This window comes from Thauera mechernichensis (genome assembly GCF_029588855.1).
GTDB classification, from domain to species: domain Bacteria; phylum Pseudomonadota; class Gammaproteobacteria; order Burkholderiales; family Rhodocyclaceae; genus Thauera; species Thauera mechernichensis.
In genome coordinates, this window is sequence record NZ_JARQZE010000004.1 from 347,847 (window position 1) to 371,338 (window position 23,492).

Sequence of the window (23,492 nt, forward strand, 5' to 3'; positions counted from 1 at the left end):
TGCCAAGTCAGCGCAGCGGGCGCACGGCTGCCTGGCGCGGGTCGCGCTGTGCCTCGATGAGCCAACCGTTGAAGACGCCGCGTGCGGCGTCGATGGTCTCGCTCGCGGTAAGCCCAACCGGACCGATGCCTTCGCGCGCGAGGCGGTCGGCGGCGGCACCGTGCAGATGCACCGCGGCCATCAGGCCTGCTTCGGTGGGCCAGCCCTGGGCAAGCAGGCCGACAGTCAGTCCGGTAAGGACGTCGCCCATGCCGGCGCTGGCCATGCCCGAGTGACCGCTGCCGTTGATGAACCAGCGCCCGTCTGCGGTGGCGATGATGCTGCCGCAGCCCTTGAGCACGACCATCGCCTGGTGGCGGCGGGCGAGCTCGATGGCGGCGCTGAGGCGGTTTGCCTGCACGCTGGCTGTGTCGCAGCCGAGCATGCGCGCAGCCTCGGCCGGGTGCGGGGTGAGCACGGTGGGCGCGGCGCGCGTGCCGAGCGCCTTCGCCAGCGCGGGGTCTGCGCCGACGAGGTTGAGCGCATCGGCGTCGAGTACGAGTGGTATGTCGCGCCGCAGCGCCGCTGCCAGCAGGGCGGTGGAGGTGGTGTCGGTGCCAAGGCCGGGGCCCACTGCCATGGCGCTCAGGCGCTCGGGCACCTCTGTGGCCTGGCGCAGCATCAGCTCGGGGTGTACGAGGTCGACGGCAGGGCCGTCCGGATCCGCCAGGCCCACATAGACCCGGCCGGTTCCCAGCCAGAGCGCGGCACGGCCGGCGAGCAGTGCGGCACCCACCATGCCGGTGTTGCCGCCGACGATGGCGGCATCGCCGTAGAGGCCCTTGTGCGAGTTGCGCGGCCGCGGCCTCAGCATGTGGCGGAACAACGAGGGGGCGATGGCGTGGCCGTGTGGTTGGAGCCAGGCCGGGGCGTCGATGTCGATGCGCTGTACGCTGATCTCGCCGCAGTAGTCGGGGCCATCGAGTGTGAGCAGGCCGGGCTTGAGGGCGATGAAGGTGGTGGTGTGCGTGGCGCAGAAAGTGGTGCCCAGGGGCTGGCCGGTGTCGGCGTCAAGTCCGCTCGGCACGTCTAGTGCCATGCGCGGGCCGGGCTGGGCGTTGAGCGTGTTGATCCAGCTCGAGTAACGGCCTTCGATCGGGCGGCCGAGACCGATGCCGAACAAGGCATCGACCACCAGGGCCCAGCCATTGGCGGGCGCAGCGGGGAGGTCGGAGACAACCGTGCCACCTGCTGCGAGGTAGTCGGCATGCGCTTTGGCGGCCTCGGCCGGGAGTTTGTCGGCGGGGCCGGCGAAGGCGACGATGATCTCTCGCCCCGCCTGCGCGAGCTGGCGTGCCATGACGAACCCGTCACCGCCGTTGTTGCCGGGGCCGCAGGCGATCAGGATCGGGCCCGGTCGGTCCATGATCAGGCGCACCGCATCCTCTGCAGCGGCGCGTCCGGCGCGTTCCATCAAGGGTGGGCGTGCGCTCGGAATGAGCTTGTTCTCGATCGCGCGGATGCCGGCGACCGGGTAAATGGGGCGCAAGGGGCTGAACATGCGAAGACTCCCGGAAAGTTGCCCGGATTCTACGCCGTTCGCGGCCGCATGCAGCCGCGCTCAGTTGCCATTGCGGCGCCGCTCGGCGCGGATCTCATGTTTGAGTTCGATGTTGCCGTCCTCGTCCACGGATTCCAGGCGCACGGTGAAGCCCCAGAGCCGAGCCAGGTGGCGCATGACCTCGTCGGTGCTGCCTCCCAGCGGCCGGCGGCGGTGAGGCTGGTGGCGCAGGGTGAGCGAACGGTCGCCGCGCAGATCGACGTTCCAGGCCTGGACGTTGGGCTCGCGTGCGCCAAGGTTGTACTGGTCGGAGAGGATCTCGCGCACACGGCGGAAGCCGCTGTCGTCATGGATGGCCGAGACTTCCAGCTTGTCCTGGCGGTCGTCGTCGAGCACCGCGAACATGCGGAAATCGCGCATCACCTTCGGCGACAGGTACTGGGCGATGAAGCTCTCGTCCTTGAAGTTGCGCATCGCAAAGTCGAAGGTGTCCAGCCAGTCGCTGCCCGCGATTTCGGGGAACCAGCGCCTGTCCTCGTCGTCCGGCTTCTCGCACATGCGGCGGATGTCCTGCCACATCGCAAAGCCGAGCGCATACGGGTTGATGCCGTTGAACCAGCGACTGTTGTAGGGCGGCTGGTACACGACGTTGGTGTGCGACTGCAGGAATTCCAGCATGAAGCTGTCCGCCAGCAGGCCTTCGTCGTAGAGGTGGTTGAGCAGGGTGTAATGCCAGAATGTGGCCCAGCCCTCGTTCATGACCTGGGTCTGGCGCTGCGGGAAGAAGTACTGCGCGATCTTGCGCACGATGCGTACGACCTCGCGCTGCCAGGGTTCGAGCAGCGGTGCGTTCTTCTCGATGAAGTAGAGCAGGTTCTCCTCCGGCTCGGGCGGAAAGCGGGGTGCTTCGCGCGGGCCGCTGCGGGTGTCATGGGCAGGCAGCGTGCGCCAGAGGTCATTGACCTGACCCTGGAGGTATTCCTCGCGCTCCTGCTGGCGCAGCTTTTCCTTGGCCAGCGACAGCTTGGGCGGGCGCTTGTATCGGTCCACGCCGAGGTTCATCAGCGCGTGGCAGGAGTCCAGCAGCAGTTCCACTTCCTCTTCGCCATGGCGCTGCTCGCATTCGCTGATGTAGTTCCGCGCAAACACCAGGTAGTCGATGATCGCGTCGGCGTTGGTCCATGTGCGGAACAGGTAGTTGCCCTTGAAGAAGCTGTTGTGGCCGTAGGCCGCGTGAGCGATCACCAGGCCCTGCATCGTCAGCGTGTTCTCCTCCATGAGGTAGGCGATGCAGGGGTTGGAGTTGATGACGATCTCGTAGGCCAGACCCATCTGGCCGCGCTTGTAGCCCTTCTCGGTGGAGAGGAAGTGCTTACCGAAGGACCAGTGGTGGTAGTTGACCGGCATACCCACCGAGGCGTAGGCATCCATCATCTGTTCGGCGGTAATGATCTCGATCTGCACCGGGTACAGATCGAGCCGGTAGGCGGCCGCCACGCGCGCGATCTCCGCGTTGTAGCGCTCGATTGCTTCCGCGGTCCATTCGGAGCCGGAGGGCAGGGGGGGCTTGCGTGCGGGCGCTTTCGCTCTGGAGGTCATGGTGGTCATGCGATCGTCTTCTTGAACAGTTCGCGAAACACCGGGTAGATGTCAGCCGGCGACTCAATGCGCTGCATGGCGAAGTTGTCGTGCTCGGCACCGAGGCGGGCATACTCGCGCCACAGGTTCTGCGGCTCGCCAGCGGTGATTTCGACGTAGGCAAAGTACTGGCACCAGGGCAGGATCTCATTTGCCAGCAGCCGGCCGCACACTGGAGAGTCGTTGTCCCAGTTGTCACCGTCCGAGGCTTGCGCACCGTAGATGTTCCACTGCCCGTTGGCATACCGCTCGCGCACGATGTCGCGCATCATCACCAGTGCACTCGATACCACCGTGCCGCCGGACTCGCGGGAGTGGAAGAATTCGTCCTCGTCGACTTCCTTGGCGACGGTGTGGTGGCGGATGAAGACGACTTCGATGTGCTCGTAGGTCCGGGTAAGGAACAGGTAGAGCAGCATGAAGAAGCGCTTGCCTATGGACTTGCGCTCCTCGTCCATGGAGCCCGACACGTCCATCACGCAGAACATCACCGCCTGGGTGGTGGGGCGTGGCACCTTGATGCGGTTGTTGTAGCGCAGGTCGAAGCTGTCGATGAAGGGGATGCGTTCGACCTTGGCGCGTAGCGCGGCGAGTTCCTCGCGCAGGGCGCGCAGCGTGTCTTCGTCGCTGTCCTCATCTGCCTCCTGGCGGGCCAGTGCATCGTCGAGGGCCTCCTGAAGCTGGCGAATGCGTGCGGCGTAGGGCGAGCCGAGCGCAAGCCTGCGGCCAAGCGCGCCGCGCATCGAGCGGATGATGTTGATGTTGGCAGGCACGCCGTCGGACTTGAAGCCGGCGCGCTGTGTCTTGTAGTCGGTGACCTTGGCAAGCTGCGTGCGGATCAGGCGTGGCAACTCGAGGTCCTCGAAGAAGAGTTCGAGGAACTCCTCGCGCGAGAGCTGGAACACGAAGTCGTCCTCATGTTCGCCCTCGTTGCTGGCCTTGCCCTTGCCCGAGCCGTCTCCGCCCCCACCGAGCGGCCTGTTGATGCGGTCGCCGCTGCTGAACTGGTCATTGCCCGGGAAGATCTGCTCCCAGACACCGCCACGGCCGTGATGAAGTGACGGCTCGGCCAGGTCGCGTGCGGGGATCGAGACCTCTTCGCCGTTGTCGAGATCGCGGATGGAGCGCCCCTGGATGGCACCGCTCACCGCCTTGCGAATCTGTTGCTTGAAACGGCGCATGAAGCGCTGGCGGTTGACCGCGCTCTTGTTCTTGCTGTCGAAGCGTCGATCGATGATGCGGACCATGTCTCCTCCCCGTATCACGCAAGAGGCGGGCGGGGCGTCAAGCCCCGCTCCGCCCGGCCGGCAACGTCAGGATGACTTGCGAACGCGCAGGTACCATTCGCACAGCAAGCGCACCTGCTTCTCGGTGTACCCCTTGTCGATCATGCGGTCGACAAAGTCCTGGTGCTTCTTCTGCTCGTCGGCGCTGGCCTTGGCGTTGAAGCTGATCACGGGCAGCAGGTCCTCGGTGTTGGAGAACATCTTCTTCTCGATCACCGCGCGCAGCTTCTCGTAGGAGGTCCAGCTCGGGTTGCGGCCGTCGTGCTTGGCGCGGGCGCGCAGCACGAAGTTCACCACCTCGTTGCGGAAGTCCTTCGGGTTGCTGATGCCGGCCGGCTTCTCGATCTTCTCCAGCTCTTCGTTGAGCGCGGCGCGGTCGAGGATCTCGCCGGTGTTGGGGTCGCGGAACTCCTGATCCTGAATCCAGAAGTCCGCGTAGATCACATAGCGATCGAAGATGTTCTGGCCGTATTCGGAGTAGCTCTCGAGGTAGGCTGTCTGGATCTCCTTGCCGATGAACTCGGCGTAGCGCGGCGCGAGGTATTCCTTGATGTAGCCGAGATAGCGCGCCTCGGTCTCGGCAGGAAACTGCTCGGCCTCGATCTGCTGTTCGAGCACGTACATCAGGTGCACCGGGTTGGCGGCGACCTCGCGGTGGTCGAAGTTGAAGATCTTCGACAGCGCCTTGAAGGCAAAGCGGGTGGACAGCCCGGTCATGCCCTCGTCGACGCCCGCATAGTCGCGGTACTCCTGGTAGCTCTTTGCCTTGGGGTCGGTGTCCTTGAGGTTCTCGCCATCATAGACGCGCATCTTGGAGAAGATGCTCGAGTTCTCGGGTTCCTTGAGGCGCGAGAGCACGGCGAACTGGGCCATCATCTTCAGGGTGTCGGGCGCGCACGGCGCTTCGGACAACGAACTGTGCGCCAGCAACTTCTCGTAGATGCGCATCTCGTCCGACACCCGCAGGCTGTAGGGCACCTTGACGGTGTAGATGCGGTCGAGGAAGGCTTCGTTGTTCTTGTTGTTCTTGAATGCCACCCACTCGGATTCGTTCGAGTGGGCCATTACGATGCCGTCGAACGGGATCGCGCCGAATCCTTCCGTGCCCTTGTAGTTGCCTTCCTGGGTGGCGGTAAGCAGTGGGTGCAGTACCTTGATCGGCGCCTTGAACATCTCCACGAACTCGAGCAGTCCGCGGTTGGCCAGGCACAGGCCGCCCGAGTAGCTGTAGGCATCCGGGTCGTCCTGCGAGTACTGCTCGAGCTTGCGGATGTCGATCTTGCCGACAAGCGATGAGATGTCCTGGTTGTTCTCGTCGCCCGGCTCGGTCTTGGCGACGGCGGTCTGGCGCAGCACCGAGGGGTTGAGCTTGACCACACGGAAGCGGGTAATGTCGCCGTTGAACTCGTGCAGGCGCTTGACGGCCCACGGGCTCATGATGGTATTGAGGTAGCGGCGCGGGATGCCGAAGTCGCCCTCGAGGATGTGCGCGTCCTCGGCGGCGTTGAACAGCCCGAGTGGCGACTCATTGACCGGCGAGCCCTTGATGGCATAGAAGGGCACCTTTTCGATCAGGCTCTTGAGCTTCTCGGCGAGTGAGGATTTTCCGCCGCCAACAGGGCCGAGCAGGTAGAGGATCTGCTTCTTCTCCTCCAGGCCCTGGGCGGCGTGGCGGAAGTAGGACACGATGTTCTCGATGACCTCTTCCATGCCGTAGAAATCGCGGAAGGCGGGGTAGAGCTTGATGATCTTGTTGGAAAATATGCGCGACAGGCGGGGGTCGAGCCGCGTATCGACAAGCTCGGGTTCGCCGATGGCCGTGAGCATGCGCTCGGCAGCGGTCGCGTAAGCCATGCGGTCGGCGCGGCAGAGTTCGAGGTAGTCCTGGAGGGACATCTCTTCCTCGCGTGCAGCCTCATAGCGCGCCTGGTAGGCATTGAAGATGGTCATGGCGTCTCTCCTGTGCGAGCCAGGGCGGCGCGTATACAAGGTCCGGCCGCCATTTCGGATGGTTCAGCAGGGGGCCGTCTGCGCGGCCTTCGCCGGGGCATTGGACATGCCGACCGGGTCAGTAGATGAGAACAGTTCGGCGGGGGTGAGTTCCAGTCTGTGAGCGGCTTTTTTTCGCAGGAAGTGTGTCGCTTTTCTCACTCGCGATCACGCCTCCGGTGCGCCGCAGGGGCTGTGCTAGAATTCCGCTCTTCGTTCATCGTGTTCATGCTGGCGACGTTGCGAACGCAAGACTTTGCGGGTGCGCAAGCGCGACGGCCGTGACGCATTCATTGGCACTTATTGACTTCTCAGGATCGATTTAATGGAGCAGAACCAGGAAAACCCGAGCGCGCTGGAGCGCCGTATCGACATCACCGTCGCGCTGGCTGACATCGAGAAGGAGGTGGATGCACGCCTCAAGCGCATGGCGCGCACGGTGAAGATGCCGGGGTTCCGGCCGGGCAAGGTGCCGATGAAGATCGTGGCGCAGACGCATGGCGGCCAGGCCCGCGGTGAGGCCGTCGGTGCGGCGGTCGAGAAGGCGTTCGGTGACAAGGTGCGCGAACAAGGGCTGCGTGTGGCGGGCTACCCGCGCATCGAGCCCAAGGCGGCGCAGGGCGAGGGCGCGCTCGAGTTCAGCGCCGTGTTCGAGGTGTACCCCGAAGTCACCATCGGCGAACTGACCGGCCAGAAGATCGAGCGTCCGGTGCTTGCCGTCGGCGATGCCGAGGTCGACAAGACGATCGATGTGCTGCGCAAGCAGCGCACCACCTTCAGCGCGGTCGATCGTGCAGCCGCTGACGGTGACCGCGTTCTTATCGACTTCACCGGTCGCAAGGACGGCGAAGTGTTCGAGGGTGGTCAGGCCCAGGACTTCCCGTTCGTGATCGGTGCTGGCGCCATGCTCAAGGATTTCGAGACCGCTGTGCTCGGTCTCAAGGCGGGCGAGAGCAAGACCTTCGACATGAGCTTCCCTGCCGACTACCATGCCCAGCACCTGGCCGGCCAGGCGGTTCAGTTCGAAGTGACCGTCAAGGCGGTTGAAGAGGCCGTGCTGCCGGTGGTCGATGCCGACTTCGCCAAGTCGCTTGGCGTTGCCGATGGCGAGGTTGCCAAGCTGCGCGAGGAGGTCAAGGCCAATCTCGAGCGCGAGGTCAAGCGCCGCATCCAGGCTCGCGTCAAGGAGCAGGTGATGGAAGCGCTGATCGCTGTGACGCCGATCGAAGTGCCCAAGGCGCTGGTGCAGGCCGAGGCGCAGCAACTCGCTGAGAACGCACGTCGCGACCTCGAGATGCGCGGCCTCAAGACCAAGGACATCCCGGTGGATCCGTCCTGGTTCGGTGAGCAGGCCGAGCGCCGCGTCAAGCTGGGCCTGATCATGGCCGAGTTGGTCAAGGTCAACGAACTGCATGCCAAGCCCGAGCAGGTGCGCGCGCTGGTCGAGGAAATGGCGCAAAGCTACGAGGATCCCGCGGAACTCATGCGCTGGTATTACGCTCAACCCGAGCGTCTGGCTCAGGCCGAGGCGGTGGTCATCGAAGACAACGTCGTCGCCTGGGTCAGCAGCAAGGCTGATGCCACCGACAAGGAAGTGGCGTTCGACGAATTGATGGGCAACGCGGCTTAAAGTCGCAAAGGGTCTGACGAATGATGCAAGGAACACCCCAGCACAGCAGCGACTGGAACCCGGTCGGTCTCGGCCTGGTCCCGATGGTGGTCGAGCAGAGTGGTCGCGGCGAGCGCGCCTACGACATCTATTCGCGCCTTCTGAAGGAGCGGGTGGTGTTCCTCGTCGGCCCGGTGAATGACGTCACCGCCAACCTGATCGTTGCGCAGTTGCTGTTCCTCGAGTCCGAGAATCCGGACAAGGACATCTACTTCTATATCAACTCGCCCGGCGGTTCGGTCACCGCCGGCATGGCGATCTACGACACGATGCAGTTCATCAAGCCGAACGTCAGCACACTGTGCATCGGTCAGGCGGCGAGCATGGGTGCGTTCCTGCTGGCGGCGGGCGAGAAGGGCAAGCGCTACTGCCTGCCCAATTCGCGCGTGATGATCCACCAGCCGCTCGGCGGCTTCCAGGGCCAGGCCTCGGACATCGAGATCCATGCGCGCGAGATCCTCTACCTGCGCGAGCGCCTGAACGGCATGCTGGCCAAGCACACCGGCCAGAGCATGGAGCGCATCGAGAAGGATACCGACCGCGACAACTTCATGTCCGCCGCGGCCGCGGTGGAGTACGGCCTGGTCGACAAGATCCTCACCAGCCGCGACGACACCTGATTCAGGAGATTTTCCCAATGTCGGACAAGAAGGCAGGCAGCGAGAAGCTGTTGTACTGCTCGTTCTGCGGCAAGAGCCAGCACGAGGTCCGCAAACTCATCGCAGGCCCCTCGGTCTTCATCTGCGACGAGTGCATCGAGCTCTGCAACGACATCATCCGCGACGAGATCGTTGGCAAGTCCGACCCCGAGGGCGTCAAGGGCTCGCTGCCGACGCCGCGCGAGATCTGCCAGATCCTCGATCAGTACGTGATCGGGCAGGGGCAGGCGAAGCGCAACCTCGCGGTGGCGGTATACAACCATTACAAGCGCCTGCGCCATGTCGAGGCCAAGCAGGATGACGTCGAGCTGGCCAAGAGCAACATCCTGCTGATCGGGCCGACGGGTTCGGGCAAGACGCTGCTCGCGCAGACACTTGCCCGCCTGCTCGACGTGCCCTTCGTGATGGCCGACGCCACGACCCTGACCGAAGCTGGCTATGTCGGTGAGGACGTCGAGAACATCATCCAGAAGCTGCTGCAGAAGTGCGACTACGACGTAGACAAGGCGCAGCAGGGCATCATCTACATCGATGAGATCGACAAGATCTCGCGCAAGGCCGACAACCCTTCGATCACCCGTGACGTTTCGGGCGAAGGCGTGCAGCAGGCTCTGCTCAAGCTCGTCGAGGGCACGGTGGCTTCGATTCCGCCGCAAGGCGGGCGCAAGCACCCGAACCAGGATTTCATCCAGGTCGATACCACCAACGTGTTGTTCATCTGCGGTGGCGCCTTCGACGGGCTCGAGAAGGTGATCCGCAACCGTACCGAGAAGGTCGGGATCGGTTTCGGTGCCGAGGTGAAGAGCAAGGACACCAAGAGCCTTACCGACACCTTCCGTCAGGTGGAGCCGGAAGATCTCATCAAGTTCGGTCTCATTCCCGAGCTGATCGGCCGCCTTCCGGTGGTGGCGACACTCCAGGAGCTGGATGAAGAGGCACTGATCCAGATCCTCGTCGAGCCGAAGAACGCACTGGTCAAGCAGTACCAGAAGCTGTTCTCGATGGAAGGCGTGGAGCTCGAGATCCGCCCCGCAGCACTGCACGCAGTGGCGCGCAAGGCCATCAAGCGCAAGACGGGGGCACGCGGTCTGCGCTCCATCCTCGAGGCGGCCCTGCTCGACATCATGTACGACCTGCCGACGCTGGACGGTGTGGAGAAGGTTGTCGTGGACGAATCGACGATCGAGGAAGGTGGCAAGCCGCTCCTGATCTATGCTGATCAGCAGAAGGTGTCGGGAGCCAACTGAGGCTTGATGCCCCGCGCCTTGAGCGCGGGGCCTTTGTTGCAGCCCGCCACTTGAATTCCTGGGGTCCGCCCATACATGAGCGGAACCCTTTCATGAAGGAAATAAAAAATGCCGGGTCCTGCTGACCTCCCCAAAGAAGCGATTGAATTGCCGCTGTTGCCCTTGCGCGACGTGGTGGTGTTCCCGCACATGGTGATTCCGCTCTTCGTCGGTCGTCCGAAGAGCATCAAGGCACTCGAGAACGCGATGGAGGACGGCAAGAGCATCCTCCTCGTCGCACAAAAGTCGGCCGCCAAGGACGAGCCTGCGGTCGAGGACCTGTATTCGATCGGCTGCATCGCCAACATCCTGCAGATGCTCAAGTTGCCTGATGGCACCATCAAGGTGCTTGTCGAAGGCGTGCAGCGTGCCCATATCGATTCGGTTAGCGACCTGCGCACCGTGTTCGTCGCCACCGCGCGTCCGGTCGTGCCGGTCGAGGCCGGCAACAACGAGCTCGAGGCCATGCGGCGCGCGATCATCGCGCAGTTCGACCAGTACGTTAAGCTCAACAAGAAGATTCCGCCGGAGATCCTCAGCTCGCTGGCTGGCATCGACGAAGCCGGCAGGCTTGCCGACACCATTGCCGCACATCTGCCGCTCAAGCTCGAGCAGAAGCAGGAAGTGCTGGAGATGTTCGATACCGCCGAGCGCCTCGAGCGCCTGCTTTCCCAGTTGGAGGGCGAACTCGACATCCTGCAGGTCGAGAAGCGCATCCGTGGACGCGTCAAGCGCCAGATGGAGAAGAGCCAGCGCGAGTACTACCTGAACGAACAGGTCAAGGCGATCCAGAAGGAACTCGGGGAAGGCGAGGAAGGTGCCGACTTCGAGGAAATGGACAAGAAGATCAAGGCCGCGGGCATGCCCAAGGAGGCGCTCGCCAAGGCCGAGGCCGAGTTCAAGAAGCTGCGTCTGATGTCGCCGATGTCGGCCGAGGCCACGGTGGTACGGAACTACATCGACACGCTTGTCGGTCTGCCCTGGAAGAAGAAGTCGCGCGTCAGCAAGGACCTGGCCGAGGCCGAAACGGTGCTCGACAAGGACCATTATGGCCTCGAGCGCGTAAAGGAACGCATCCTCGAGTACCTTGCCGTGCAACAGCGCGTGGACAAGGTCAAGGCGCCCATCCTGTGCCTGGTCGGACCGCCCGGAGTGGGCAAGACCTCGCTTGGGCAGTCGATTGCGAAGGCCACCAACCGCAAGTTCATTCGCATGGCGCTCGGTGGCGTGCGCGACGAGGCCGAGATCCGCGGCCATCGCCGTACCTACATCGGCTCGATGCCGGGCAAGATCCTGCAGAACATGAGCAAGGTCGGGGTGAAGAACCCGCTGTTCCTGCTCGACGAGGTCGATAAGCTCGGCATGGATTTCCGTGGCGATCCGAGTTCCGCGCTGCTCGAAGTGCTGGACCCGGAGCAGAACCACACTTTCCAGGATCACTATGTCGAGGTCGATTTCGACCTGTCCGACGTGATGTTCGTTGCCACGGCAAACACCTTGAACATTCCTGCGGCGCTGCTCGACCGTATGGAGGTCATTCGTCTTTCGGGTTACACCGAGGATGAGAAGGTGAACATCGCCCAGCGTTATTTGCTGCCCAAGCAGATGAAGAACAATGGGCTCAAGCGTGACGAGCTGTCGGTCACCGAGGAAGCAGTACGCGATATCGTGCGTTACTACACGCGCGAAGCGGGTGTGCGTAGTCTCGAGCGCGAGATTTCCAAGGTGTGCCGCAAGGTGGTCAAGCAGTTGGTGCTGCGTAGTCGCAGCACGAAGGTCGTGGTCAATGCCAAGAACCTCGACAAGTTCCTCGGCGTGCGCAAGTACAGCTTTGGCATGGCGGAGAAAGAGAACCAGATCGGCCAGGTTACCGGCCTGGCCTGGACCGAGGTTGGCGGCGAACTGCTGACCGTCGAGGCCGTCCAGCTGCCGGGCAAGGGCAAGGTGGTCACCACCGGCAAACTGGGTGAGGTCATGCAGGAGTCGATCCAGGCGGCCTTGTCGGTGGTGCGCAAGCGCGCTCGGTCGCTCGGGATCGATCCCGATTTCTACCAGAAGAGCGACATTCACATCCACCTGCCGGAAGGGGCGATCCCGAAGGACGGTCCGTCTGCAGGTATTGCGATCTCGACGGCGCTCGTGTCCGTGCTGACTGGGATTCCGGTGCGTTGCGACGTTGCCATGACGGGTGAGATCACGCTGCGTGGCGAGGTCCTTGCGATCGGAGGCCTGAAAGAGAAACTTCTGGCTGCCGTCCGCGGGGGTATCCGCACCGCGCTGATTCCGGAGGAGAACGTGAAGGATCTCGCCGAGATTCCGGACATCATCAAGAACGCGATCGAGATCGTTCCGGTCAAGTGGATCGACCGTGTGCTCGAACTGGCGCTCGAGCGCAAGCCCGAGCCGCTGCCGGAAAGCGATGAGCCGGTGGCGCAGGCCGGCGTGACCGGCGAGCATGCAGCGGGTGGATCGGCCGCAGCGAATCTGCGCGCGCACTGAGGCCCCTTCGAGGGGTGGTCGCGGGCCGCTCAGGCCCGCGTCTTCGAAGCCGCAATGTCCGCGAGGGCCTTGCGGCTTCGTCGTTGACAGCGTGGAATTGCGCGCGCTATAACGATCGCAGGTTTGCAAGCCCTGCCGTGCATCAGTGCGTCATGCTGCCCGACGGGCTGTCGGTTCGAGTCCATCGCAGTACCTGATCGCAGCATCCATTCGGAGGGTCCAAGTGAATAAACAAGAACTCATCACAAGCATTGCGGATAAGGCGTCGATGACCAAGGCGGATGCCGCGCGCGCACTCGATGCCACGCTCGCCTCGGTGTCCGAGGCACTCGAACAAGGCGATACCGTGACCTTGGTCGGTTTCGGTTCGTTTTATGTCGGTGACCGCGCAGCAAGAACCGGACGCAACCCACGCACTGGCAAGAACATCAAGATCAAGGCAGCCAAGGTACCTAAATTCCGCGCTGGCAAAGGGCTCAAAGATGCTGTAAACTAGCAGGCTTTGCAGCTTCGCTATCTGCTCGATGGCGACAGCGCGGGTGCTTAGCTCAGTTGGTAGAGCGTCGCCCTTACAAGGCGAATGTCGGCGGTTCGACCCCGTCAGCACCCACCAGAACTTGCAGGGCCCGGGTATCCCCCGGGCCCTGCCATTTTCGGCTTCGGCTTCGGCGCGCTCAGTCCCTGAACGTCGGTGCCTGACGTGTCATCCCGGCGCGGATCGCAGCCTGCAGGTCTTCGGACATCAGCATTGCGGCGTTCCAGGTTGCAACACGGTCGAGACCGTCGGCGACGCTATGGTCGCGGGCGTAGTTGAGCATGTCCTTGGTGCCGCGGATCGCCAATGGTGACTTGCTGGCGATTGCGTGGGCGATCTGCAGCACCCCCTCCAGCAGGGCAGAAGGGTTGTCGAAGACCCGATTGACCAAGCCGATGCGCGCAGCCTCCGCGCCGTCCACCTTGCGTCCGGTGTAGGCAAGTTCGCGCACCATGCCGTCGCCTATCAGACGTGGCAGGCGCTGCAGGCTGCCGACGTCGGCGACCATGCCGAGGTCGATCTCCTTGACCGAGAACTTCGCGTCTGCCGAGCAGTAACGCATGTCGGCGCAGGCGACCAGGTCCACCCCGCCACCGATGCAGGCGCCGTGGATGGCGGCGAGTATCGGTTTGCGGCAGCGCTCAAGACTGCTCAGTGTGTCCTGGAGGTCGATGATGAGATTGCGCAGGTTCTCGCGCGTACGGGCCTCGCAAGCATCCTTCACGCTGGGCAGGATGCTCATCATCATCTGCAGGTCGATCCCCGCGCAGAAGTTGTCGCCTGCACCATGCACCATCGCCACACGTACCGCGGTCGTGCGGTCGACCCATTGCATCGCGGTGCGGATGTCGTGCCACATCTGCAGGTTCATCGCGTTCGCCTTGTCGGGGCGGTTCAGGGTTAGTACGGCCACCTTGCCTTCGATGGCGATGCGCAGGGTATCGAGCTGGGGCAGGGGGATGCTGCGGGTGGCTGCAGCAGCAAGTTGGCCAGGCGTTGACGCTGCAGGGGTGAGTGCGGAGCTGTTCTCGATCGTCGCGGCCAGTTCCGTCCCCTGCTTGATTGCGCGCTTGGCGTCGAGTTCGGCGGCGACATCGGCGCCACCGATCAGGTGCACCCGCATGCCGGCCTCGAGCAGGGTTGCCTGAAGTTCGCGTTGGGGTTCCTGTCCGGTGCACAGGATCACGTTGTCGACCGGAAAGATCTCGTCCTTGCCGCCGATCGTCACATGCAGGCCAGCGTCGTCGATGCGGCGGTAGGTGACGCCTGGGATCATCTTCACGCCGCGGTTCTTCAGCGCGGTGCGGTGGATCCAGCCGGTGGTCTTGCCCAGGCCCTCGCCGACCTTGCTGGTCTTGCGCTGCAGCAGCACGATCTCACGCGGGGCGGCTTCGAGTTGGGGCGTCATGAGCCCGCCGCGGCGCGCGTAACGTGCATCGATGCCCCATTCGGCAAAGAACTTCGATGCCTCCAGGCTCGGGCTCACGCCTGCGTGGCTGAGGTACTCGGCGACGTCGAAACCGATGCCGCCTGCCCCGAGGATGGCCACGCGGCGGCCGACGGGCTTCTTGTCCCTGAGTACGTCGAGGTAGCCGAGCACCTTGGGATGGTCCACGCCCTCGATGTCGGGCTGGCGGGGAACGATGCCGGTGGCGAGCACCACTTCGTCGAACTTCCCGGCCAGCTCGGCGGTGGAGACACGGGTGTTGAGCTTGAGCACGACGCCGGTCTGCTCGATGCGACGGCCGAAGTAGCGCAGCGTCTCCGCGAACTCCTCCTTGCCGGGGATCTGCATCGCGATATTGAACTGCCCGCCGATGCGTGCCCCGGCCTCGAACAGGGTGACCTTGTGGCCACGTTCGGCTGCGGTGGTGGCGAAGGCCAGGCCCGCCGGGCCGGCACCGACTACCGCGATGCTGCGCGACGAGCTGGTGGGCTCGATCACCAGTTCGGTCTCGTGGCAGGCACGCGGATTGACCAGGCAGGAAGTGACCTTGCCGTTGAACGTGTGGTCCAGGCAGGCCTGATTGCAGGCTATGCAGGTGTTGATGTCGGCGCCGCGCCCAGCGGCCGCCTTGTTCACAAAATCGGGGTCGGCGAGGAAGGGGCGGGCCATCGACACCATGTCCGCCTTACCCTCGGCAAGAATGCCTTCGGCAATCTCGGGTGTGTTGATGCGGTTAGTGGCGATCAACGGAATGCGGACGTGGTCCTTCAGCTTCTGCGTCACCCAGGCGAAGCCAGCGCGTGGCACACAGGTTGCGATGGTGGGGATGCGCGCCTCGTGCCAGCCGATGCCGCTGTTGATGAGCGTGGCACCGGCTGCCTCGATTGCCTGTGCGAGCTGAACGACCTCCTCGAAGTTCGAGCCGTCCTCGATCAGGTCCAGCATCGACAGCCGGTAGATGATGATGAAGTCGCGCCCGAGGCGCGCGCGCGTTCGACGAACGATCTCGGTGGCGAAGCGAATGCGGTTCTCGTAGGGGCCGCCCCATTCGTCACTGCGCTTGTTGGTGTGAGCGACGATGAACTCGTTGATCAGATAACCCTCGGAGCCCATGATCTCCACGCCGTCGTAGCCGGCCTCGCGGGCGAGCTCGGCGCAGCGAACGAAATCCTCGATCGTGCGCTCGACATCGGCGGCGGACAGCTCGCGCGGTACGAACGGTGAGATCGGCGCCTGGATCGGGCTGGGTGCGACCAGCTCCGGGTGGTAGGCGTAACGGCCGAAGTGCAGGATCTGCATGGCGATCTTGCCGCCCTCGCGATGGACTGCATCGGTCACCACGCGGTGGCGGGTGGCTTCTTCCGACGTGGTCAGTGTGGCGCCGCCGCTCCATGGCCGGCCCTCGGCGTTGGGGGCGATGCCGCCGGTCACGATCAGGGCTACGCCGCCGCGCACGCGCTCGCCATAGAAGGCAGCCATGCGCTCGAAGCCACCCTCGGTCTCTTCCAGGCCGACGTGCATCGAGCCCATCAGGAAGCGGTTGGGCAGCGTGGTAAAGCCGAGGTCCAGGGGGCGGAACAGGTTCGTGTAGGTGGCCATCGTCTCGCTCGCATTCTTTATGGGTGGGGCTGGTTGCATGGGCGCGTCGTGAATGGCCCGCCCGCCAGAGGGGAGGGAGAAGCGTGCGGACCGCGGAGGTGTCACGGTACGCCTATGCAACCAGTTGCATTAATGTAGAAGATCCTGCTTAACCATGCAACGCGTTGCATGGTTTGCGATGCGGCGTTTAGACTCGCGCCATGTCGCTCTGCCACGCACTGCTCACTTCGCTGCTCGAACAGCCCTCGTCCGGCTATGAACTGGCACGGCGCTTCGACAAGTCCATCGGCCATTTCTGGCAGGCGACGCACCAGCAGATCTACCGTGAGCTGGGTCGGATGGAAAAGGCAGGCTGGATCCGATCCGACGCCGACCCCGACGCCGGCCGCACCCGCAAGCGCAGTTACACCGTGCTGCCCGCTGGTCGCGAGGAGCTGACCCGATGGGCCGGCGAGGCTGCGCCCCTGCCTGAGTTGCGCGACGAGTTCATGGTGCGCCTGCGCGCCGATGCCGTGGCCGGACCGTTTGGCTTGCGCCCCGAGCTCGAGCGCCGTCGTTCGCTTCACGCCGACAAACTGCACGCCTACCGTGCCATCGAAACGCGTGATTTTCCGCCCGAAGCCGAGCCCACGCGCCAGCGCCGCATCCACCATCTCATCCTCAAGGCCGGCATCCAGTACGAACAGAACTGGATCGCATGGTACGACGAGGCGCTGCAGGCGCTTTCAGTAGACTGAGCGAAAGTCATGCACCGGTGCCCGGTCGTTGCTGGCACACGTGCAGCGCTTGCGGATCGACGTCGGGTGGTCGCGGCTGCGGCCGGGCTGCCGGGGCCACGGATTAGGCATGGCAGCGACTCGCTCCGCCTTCACATAAGCGGAAAGTAATAGAATTAAGCTTTTGACCCGAATCAAGGAAGGGTGCTTTCTGTGCCCTTCGAGGTTCCGAGTGCGGAGGCCCTTGAATGAGAGTCTTCGCCATATCAACTCTTCGGGCTGACGCCCGATCGTGAGGCAATGGATGATCGGAACATTCGATCGCAGCGTTAGCGCGCGCCTTCTCCTGCTGGTCGCGGCGCTTGTCGCGGCGCTGCTTGTCGTTGGTGCGCTCGGTATCCGCGGTATGTCGCAAAGCAACACCGGCCTTGAGACGGTGTATCAGGATCGAGTCGTGCCCTTGCGCGATCTGAAGGTGATCGCCGACGTGTACGCGGTCAATATTGTCGATACTGCCCACAAGGTGCGCGACGGCATCATCACTTGGCCGCAGGCGCGAAGGAACCTTGATGAGGCCAATACCACGATCGAACAGAAGTGGCGGGAGTACACCGCGACTTACCTGGTGGACGAGGAGCGGCGGCTGGTTGCGGAGATCGAACCGATGCTGAAGGACTCGGCTGCCGTGCTAGGCCGTCTCAAGGACATTCTCATCAAGGAAGATAGGGCGGCAATTGCCGCCTTCTCGGCTGGCCCGCTCTATCCAACCATCGATCCGATCAGCGAGAAATTCTCGCAACTCATCGATATTCAACTCGATGTGGCCGGCCGGGAGTACCAGCAATCGGCGGCAAGCTACAAGGCGACGCGGAATGCCAACATCGCCATCATCGTCATTGGTCTTGTGGCCGGAATAGGCCTGGCCTTGTGGATCGTCCGCTCGATCACGTTGCCCCTGGCCAAGCTGCAGGACACGATCGTCAACGTTGAGTACGGTGGCGATCTCACCCTGCGAGTCGGTGCGGCCGGGAAGGATGAAGTCGGTCGCACTGCGGCCGCCTTCGACAAGATGATGATGAAGATCGCCCCCCTCGTCGGCGACATGCGGCAAACCGCCGATGCAATTGCCGCGGCTGCACAGTCCATGGCTACCGTCGGAGCCCAGGTGGAGAAGCGCTCGGGAGCGCAGTCGGAGGCCGTTTCTGCCATTGCAGCTGCCGTTGAACAGACCTCGGTCAGCATCTCGGAAACTGCCAGCAACGCGCGCAACGCGGACGAAACCGCGACGACGGCACGCTCGGATATCGACACGACGCTGGCCGCTGTTCGCGAGGCCACCCAGAACGTTGACACGTTGGCGGGCATGATCGAGGAGGCAAGCAGCGATATCGCTCATCTGGCCGAGAGCTCGCGAAAGATCGACGGTATCGTCAATACGATCAAGGAAATCGCCGACCAGACCAATCTGCTCGCCTTGAACGCAGCGATCGAGGCTGCGCGCGCAGGCGAACAGGGGCGCGGTTTTGCGGTTGTTGCCGATGAGGTGCGCAAGCTTGCCGAGAACACCACCAAGGCTACCGACGAGATCTCCAACCTGATCGGCCGCGTTCAGTCCGAGGTCGATCGCGCGGTGGCGCGCATGCAGCAGGCGAACAAGCGGGCGGGGACGACGCGCGATGGTGTCGTCGCCTCCACTGGCCGGCTCGACGCCGCGAGCGCCAACACGGCGCAGGTGACCGAATCGGTGCGCAGCATCGCGCTCGCCGTCCGCGAGCAGGACGTAGCGGTCCTTGAGGTCGCTCAGCGTATGGAACAGATTGCCCAGATGACGCAGGAAAACACCCTGGCGGCGGGCTCTGCAGCCGAGACCGCGAGACAGCTGGACGGTCTGGCTGGCAAGCTGCACGAGGCGGTGAGCCGGTTCAAGGTCTGACTGGGCAAACGCAAGCGGCTAGCAGCCGGCGATCCATCCTTCCAGCGGGTCCATCCCGGCGGGTAGGCCGAACAGCGGCGGGCCCGCGCGCGCTGCGGCGGCTGCCTGCATCAGGGCGAGTGCGGCATCGAGCAGATCGCCGCTGGCGTCATCGATCAAGGCTTCGCGCTGTGTCCTTGTCGCATGCAGGCCGCCGGCATCGTCATTGCCGGCAACGCCTGCTGGTCGAGAACTCAGCGCATCGACGATGCCCTCCCGTGCCGCGCGCCGCTCTGCGGTCTGCTTGCGGCGCTCGTCGCTCTTGTACGGCGCAGTGGTGGTGCGCCGGGCGAGCAGTCCGGGGTAGGCCTCGATGGCCACGCGGTGTGGGTCGCCGTCATGCAGGCCGGGCAGATGTACGCCTGCGGCGAGCAGGCGGGCTGCGCCTTCCAGGAACATCAGCCCCACCGGTGGGTTGACCAGCTTGAGTGGGCTGTGGGAACGCGCAGGCAGGTCGGTGGCACGGTGGGCGTAGCGCTGGCCGACGGGGCGTGACTCGCGGTAAGCGTCCAGTGCGGCGCGAAAGCCTGGCTTGCCGAGGTCTGCACAGTGGCGTACCAGTGCCGGCCAGACCTGCGGCCAGCCGAGGTCGATCACGGCTTCGCGTGGCAGGCCGAAGGGAAAGTCGAAGGCGCCCAGCCAGGGACCAGGGCGCGCCAGCACGGCTTCGAAGGAGGGCCAGTCCTCGCACCATTCGAAATGGTCGAGCGTCACACGCGCACCGGCCAGGTGGCCGTGGGCGACAGTGATCGGCTTGGCCCGGCGGGGCGCGGAGGTGAAGTCGACGCCGAGCAGCCTGAGCGCAGGTAGTGTCACGGGCAGTTTCCTGTTGAGTGTGCAGACTGGTCGGCCGGGTTGAAGCCATGGCTATGGCTGACGCAAGGGCCCGGACCGGCTCAGCGGCGCCCGCCGAAGATGCGCGCCGCGGTGTGCACGGTGTTGAAATGTACCGTCACCGTGTCCTCGATCGGCTGCGCATAGCCGCCTGCCATCGCCACCGCAACCGGCACGCCGGCTGCCCGGCAGGTGCCGAGTACGCGTTCGTCGCGGGTCTTCAGCCCTTCGATGCTGAGCGCCAGGCGGCCCAGGCGGTCGCCTGCGTAGGGGTCGGCGCCGGCGAGGTAGATCACCAGTTCGGGGCGCGCGTGGTTGAACACGGTGTCGAGCGCATCGTCGAGCGCGGCGAGGTAGTCCTCGTCGCCGGTGTCGTCGGCCAGTTCGATATCGAGGTCGCTCGCCTGCTTGCGGAAAGGGAAGTTCTTCGCGCCATGCAGGCTGCAAGTGAAGATCTCGGGTGAGTCGGCGAGGATGGTGGCGGTGCCGTCGCCCTGATGAACGTCGCAGTCAACGATGGCGACGCGGCGGACGCGGCCTTCGGCGCGCATCGCCAGTGCGGCGATGGCGGCGTCGTTGAACACGCAGAAGCCCGAGCCAAAGTCGCGGTGTGCGTGGTGGGTGCCGCCGGCCAGGTTGGCGGCGCAGGCGCTGCCGCCCTCGCCATCGAGCGCGCTGCGGCAAGCAGCGAGCGTGGCCCCGGCCGAGCGGCGCGAGCGCTCGACCATCGCGGCAGTCCACGGAAAGCCGATGCGCCGCACCTCGGCCGCGTCCAGCGTGCCAGCTGCAACCCTCGCCAGGTAGCCGGCGTCGTGGGCGCGCAAGATCTCGGTGTCGCTCGCCGCGGCGGGCACGCGGAAGTCGTCTTCGGCAAAAAAACCGCTGTCGCGCAGTCGTTGGCGCAGCAGTGCGTATTTCTCCATCGGAAAGCGGTGCCCGTCGGGCAAGGGCAGGACGAAATGATCCGCGTAGTAGAGCTTCAAGATGACTGGCGTCCGGCTGAAGGGTTCAGATCTCGAGTGCGCGCACCTTCACCTTCTTTCCCTTGAGCTTGCCGGCCGACAGGCGACGGACCGCCTCGCCTGCGATCGCGCGCTCGACGGCGACATAGGTCGTCTGGTCGGTGACGGTGATCTTGCCCACCTGCTCGCGGCTGAAGCCAGCCTCGCCGGTGAGCGCGCCGAGCACGTCGGCGGGGCGGATCTTGTCCTTACGTCCGCCCAGGATCAGTAGCGTCACCATCGGCGCCGGCACGGGCAGGCTTTCGTCCTCGGGCAGCTCGTCAAGCGCGTGCCACTCGGGTTCGAAGCCCATGGCCTGTGCAATGCCTGTGATGCGGCGCTTGTCCGCGCTGCTGCACAGGCTCAGCGCCCAGCCGTCCTCGTCGCCGCGGCCGGTGCGGCCGATACGGTGGATGTGGATCTCGGGGTCGGGGGTAACATCGACGTTGATCACCGCTTCGAGCTGGGCAATGTCCAGCCCGCGTGCGGCGACGTCGGTGGCGACCAGCACCGAGCAACTCCGGTTGGCGAACTGGATCAGCACCTGATCGCGCTCGCGCTGCTCGAGTTCGCCGTTCAGGGCCAGGGCGGCGAAGCCTTGGGCGCGCAGCAGATCGACCAACTCGCGGCATTGCTGTCGCGTGTTGCAGAAAGCCAGCGCGCTGGCGGGGCGGTAGTGGTGCAGCAGGCGGGCGACCGCCTGCAGGCGCGCCGGATGCTCGATCTCGTAGAAGCGTTGGCGGATCTTGTTGCCCGCATGCTGTTCGAGCAGTTTCACCTCCTGCGGCGTGCGCAGGAAGCGTGCGGCCAGGGTGGCGATGCCTTCGGGGTAGGTGGCGGAGAACAGCAGAGTCTGCCGTGCCGAGGGGCAGCGGCTGGCGATGAAGGCGATGTCGTCGTGGAAGCCCATGTCCAGCATGCGGTCGGCCTCGTCCAGCACCAGGGTGCTGAGCTCGTCAAGCACGAGGCTGCCGCGTTGAAGGTGGTCCATGATTCGTCCGGGCGTGCCGACAACAACATGGGCGCCGTGCTCCAGGCTGTCGCGCTGGGGCCGCATCGGCGTGCCGCCGCACAGCGGCAACACCTTTATGTTGGCTTCGAAGCGCGCCAGGCGGCGGATCTCCTGCGTGACCTGGTCGGCCAGCTCGCGCGTCGGGCACAGTACCATGGCCTGCACGGCGAGCTTGCGCACGTCCAGCCGGGCCAGCAGCGGCAGGGCGAAGGCTGCGGTCTTGCCGCTGCCGGTCTTGGCCTGGGCGATGAGGTCGTGCCCGGCAAGCGCAAGCGGCAGGCTGGCGGCCTGGATCGGGGTCATCGTGCGGTAGTCGAGCTGGCGGAGGGTGTCCAGCATCGCTGGGGCGAGTGGGAGGCTGTCGAAGGGCAGGTCGGAGGCCGCGGCGGGGAGCCCGGCGGAAGGGGTGGTCATCTCGTTCATGCGCAATTATCGGTCCTGAAGCGCGATAGTCAGCAGAAAAGTTGCCGGGTCGCCAGTCTGCAGCCGTGGTTGCTGCAGGTGCGGGAACTTCGCCTGCGCGCCGGCTTCAGACCGCGAAAGCAAGACAAAGTGCGCGCTGCGCAAGCCGCCGTCCCGTCCGCCTGTAATACACTCGGACACCCGCAACGACCCACAACGATACGGTGCAGCCATGAGCCTCATCGAAAGTGCCCGCCCCCTTCAGGACAAGCTGACCGCCATCCGGCGCGATATCCATGCCCATCCCGAGCTCGCCTTCGAGGAGCACCGCACGGCCGAGCTCGTCGCGCGCCAGCTCGAGGCGCTCGGCATAGAGGTTCATCGTGGCATCGGGGGTACGGGTGTGGTCGGCGTGGTGCGTGGCGGGCGTGGTCTGCGCGCGATCGGCCTGCGTGCCGACATGGACGCCCTGCCGATCACCGAGCGTAACGAGTTCGCACACAAGTCAACCGTACAGGGCTGCATGCACGCCTGCGGCCATGACGGCCACACCACGATGCTGCTCGGCGCGGCCGAGGCGCTGGCTGCGCGGCGGGATTTCGATGGCACGGTGTACCTGATCTTCCAGCCGGCGGAGGAGGGCGAGGGCGGGGCGCCGGCGATGATCGCCGACGGCCTCTTCGAGCGCTTCCCGATGGAGGCCGTGTTCGGCATGCACAACTGGCCGGGCATGGAGGCGGGAAGCTTCGCCATCCACAGCGGTCCGGTGATGGCGAGCGCAGACCGCTTCGACATTCGCTTCACCGGTGTGGGCGCACATGCGGCCATGCCGCATCTGGGGGTCGACCCCGTAGTGGCGGGTGCAGCCTTCGTGCAGGCCGCGCAGACCCTGGTCAGCCGGGTGCTCGACCCGATCGATGCCGGCGTGGTGTCGGTCACGCAGTTCCACGCCGGCGAGGCCTACAACGTGATTCCCGACCGCGCCGAGCTGTGCGGTACGGTACGCACGTTCTCCGCCGCGGTGCGCGACCGCCTGGAGCAGGGGTTGCGCCAGGTGGCCGAGGGCATCGCGCGCAGCCATGGCGTGGAGGTGGATTTCCAGTTCCGCCGCGGTTACCCGCCGACGATCAACACCGCCGCCGAGGCCGCGCTGTGCGCCGAGGCTGCGCGTGCGGTGGCGGGGCCAGAGCGCGTGTTCACCGACCGCCGCCCGAGCATGGGTGCGGAGGATTTCGCCTACTTCCTGCAGGAGAAGCCGGGTGCCTACGTGTGGATCGGTAACGGCCCGGGTGAGGGTGGCTGCATGCTGCACAACCCGCATTACGACTTCAACGACGAGGTGATGCCGGCGGGCGTTGCCTATTGGTGCGAGCTGGCGCGGCGTCTGCTCGGCAACGCGAAGTGAGGC

The 23,492-nt window shown here is 64.7% G+C and carries 16 protein-coding genes and 1 tRNA gene; 9 read left to right on the top strand and 8 right to left on the bottom strand.

The features are described 5' to 3' along the window. Window positions 1–7: 7 nt before the first annotated feature. The 4 genes from P7F68_RS08420 to P7F68_RS08435 all read right to left on the bottom strand — a co-directional run bounded on the left by P7F68_RS08420 (window position 8) and on the right by P7F68_RS08435 (window position 6,414). Window positions 8–1,540 (bottom strand): NAD(P)H-hydrate dehydratase, encoded by a 1,533-nt coding sequence (locus P7F68_RS08420; protein ID WP_277832268.1) that lies wholly within the window; start codon window positions 1,538–1,540, stop codon window positions 8–10. Between the two features lie 60 nt (window positions 1,541–1,600). After that, window positions 1,601–3,148: a SpoVR family protein gene (locus tag P7F68_RS08425; protein ID WP_277832270.1), complete on the bottom strand. Its 1,548-nt coding sequence runs from the start codon at window positions 3,146–3,148 to the stop codon at window positions 1,601–1,603. Continuing rightward, the gene (locus P7F68_RS08430; protein WP_002927087.1) at window positions 3,145–4,425 is read right to left on the bottom strand and encodes a YeaH/YhbH family protein; all 1,281 of its coding nucleotides are present in this window, start codon (window positions 4,423–4,425) and stop codon (window positions 3,145–3,147) included. Before P7F68_RS08430 ends, P7F68_RS08425 begins: the two co-directional genes overlap by 4 nt. Window positions 4,426–4,491: 66 nt before the next feature. Beyond that, on the bottom strand, window positions 4,492–6,414 hold the full coding sequence (locus P7F68_RS08435) for a PrkA family serine protein kinase (protein ID WP_002927085.1): 1,923 nt from the start codon (window positions 6,412–6,414) through the stop codon (window positions 4,492–4,494). A gap of 364 nt (window positions 6,415–6,778) precedes the next feature. Between P7F68_RS08435 and tig the strand changes: the two genes are divergently transcribed. The 6 genes from tig to P7F68_RS08465 all read left to right on the top strand — a co-directional run bounded on the left by tig (window position 6,779) and on the right by P7F68_RS08465 (window position 13,179). Further along, window positions 6,779–8,083, top strand: a complete 1,305-nt coding sequence (tig, locus tag P7F68_RS08440) for a trigger factor (RefSeq protein ID WP_277832278.1) — start codon at window positions 6,779–6,781, stop codon at window positions 8,081–8,083. Window positions 8,084–8,103: 20 nt separating this feature from the next. Next, window positions 8,104–8,742, top strand: coding sequence for an ATP-dependent Clp endopeptidase proteolytic subunit ClpP (gene clpP / locus P7F68_RS08445; protein ID WP_002927081.1), 639 nt, complete (start codon window positions 8,104–8,106; stop codon window positions 8,740–8,742). 17 nt (window positions 8,743–8,759) lie between these two features. Beyond that, entirely contained in the window at window positions 8,760–10,028 is a 1,269-nt protein-coding gene (gene clpX, locus P7F68_RS08450) for an ATP-dependent Clp protease ATP-binding subunit ClpX (RefSeq protein ID WP_002927079.1), read from the top strand. 108 nt (window positions 10,029–10,136) lie between these two features. After that, window positions 10,137–12,566, top strand: a complete 2,430-nt coding sequence (gene lon, locus P7F68_RS08455; protein WP_277832282.1) for an endopeptidase La — start codon at window positions 10,137–10,139, stop codon at window positions 12,564–12,566. Window positions 12,567–12,759: 193 nt separating this feature from the next. Then, window positions 12,760–13,062, top strand: coding sequence for an HU family DNA-binding protein (locus tag P7F68_RS08460; protein WP_269745231.1), 303 nt, complete (start codon window positions 12,760–12,762; stop codon window positions 13,060–13,062). A gap of 41 nt (window positions 13,063–13,103) precedes the next feature. Then, a tRNA-Val gene (locus tag P7F68_RS08465) sits at window positions 13,104–13,179 on the top strand. A gap of 61 nt (window positions 13,180–13,240) precedes the next feature. On the opposite strand, the gene P7F68_RS08470 is transcribed toward P7F68_RS08465, so the two are convergent. Then, window positions 13,241–16,147, bottom strand: a complete 2,907-nt coding sequence (locus P7F68_RS08470; RefSeq protein ID WP_277832284.1) for a crotonase/enoyl-CoA hydratase family protein — start codon at window positions 16,145–16,147, stop codon at window positions 13,241–13,243. A 200-nt stretch (window positions 16,148–16,347) separates the two neighbouring features. Here P7F68_RS08470 and P7F68_RS08475 point away from each other — a divergent pair, with 200 nt between their 5' ends. Both P7F68_RS08475 and P7F68_RS08480 read left to right on the top strand, forming a co-directional pair. Beyond that, window positions 16,348–16,884, top strand: coding sequence for a PadR family transcriptional regulator (locus P7F68_RS08475; protein WP_277832286.1), 537 nt, complete (start codon window positions 16,348–16,350; stop codon window positions 16,882–16,884). 283 nt (window positions 16,885–17,167) lie between these two features. Then, window positions 17,168–18,796: a methyl-accepting chemotaxis protein gene (locus tag P7F68_RS08480; protein WP_277832288.1), complete on the top strand. Its 1,629-nt coding sequence runs from the start codon at window positions 17,168–17,170 to the stop codon at window positions 18,794–18,796. Between the two features lie 18 nt (window positions 18,797–18,814). On the opposite strand, the gene P7F68_RS08485 is transcribed toward P7F68_RS08480, so the two are convergent. The 3 genes from P7F68_RS08485 to dbpA all read right to left on the bottom strand — a co-directional run bounded on the left by P7F68_RS08485 (window position 18,815) and on the right by dbpA (window position 22,096). After that, on the bottom strand, window positions 18,815–19,651 hold the full coding sequence (locus P7F68_RS08485; RefSeq protein WP_277832290.1) for a cytidine/deoxycytidylate deaminase family protein: 837 nt from the start codon (window positions 19,649–19,651) through the stop codon (window positions 18,815–18,817). Between the two features lie 80 nt (window positions 19,652–19,731). Then, complete coding sequence (locus P7F68_RS08490) at window positions 19,732–20,652, bottom strand: histone deacetylase family protein (RefSeq protein WP_277832292.1); 921 nt, start codon at window positions 20,650–20,652, stop codon at window positions 19,732–19,734. Window positions 20,653–20,677: 25 nt separating this feature from the next. Continuing rightward, on the bottom strand, window positions 20,678–22,096 hold the full coding sequence (dbpA, locus tag P7F68_RS08495) for an ATP-dependent RNA helicase DbpA (protein ID WP_277832405.1): 1,419 nt from the start codon (window positions 22,094–22,096) through the stop codon (window positions 20,678–20,680). Window positions 22,097–22,316: 220 nt separating this feature from the next. Between dbpA and P7F68_RS08500 the strand changes: the two genes are divergently transcribed. Then, window positions 22,317–23,489: a M20 aminoacylase family protein gene (locus P7F68_RS08500; RefSeq protein WP_277832294.1), complete on the top strand. Its 1,173-nt coding sequence runs from the start codon at window positions 22,317–22,319 to the stop codon at window positions 23,487–23,489. Window positions 23,490–23,492 lie beyond the last annotated feature (3 nt).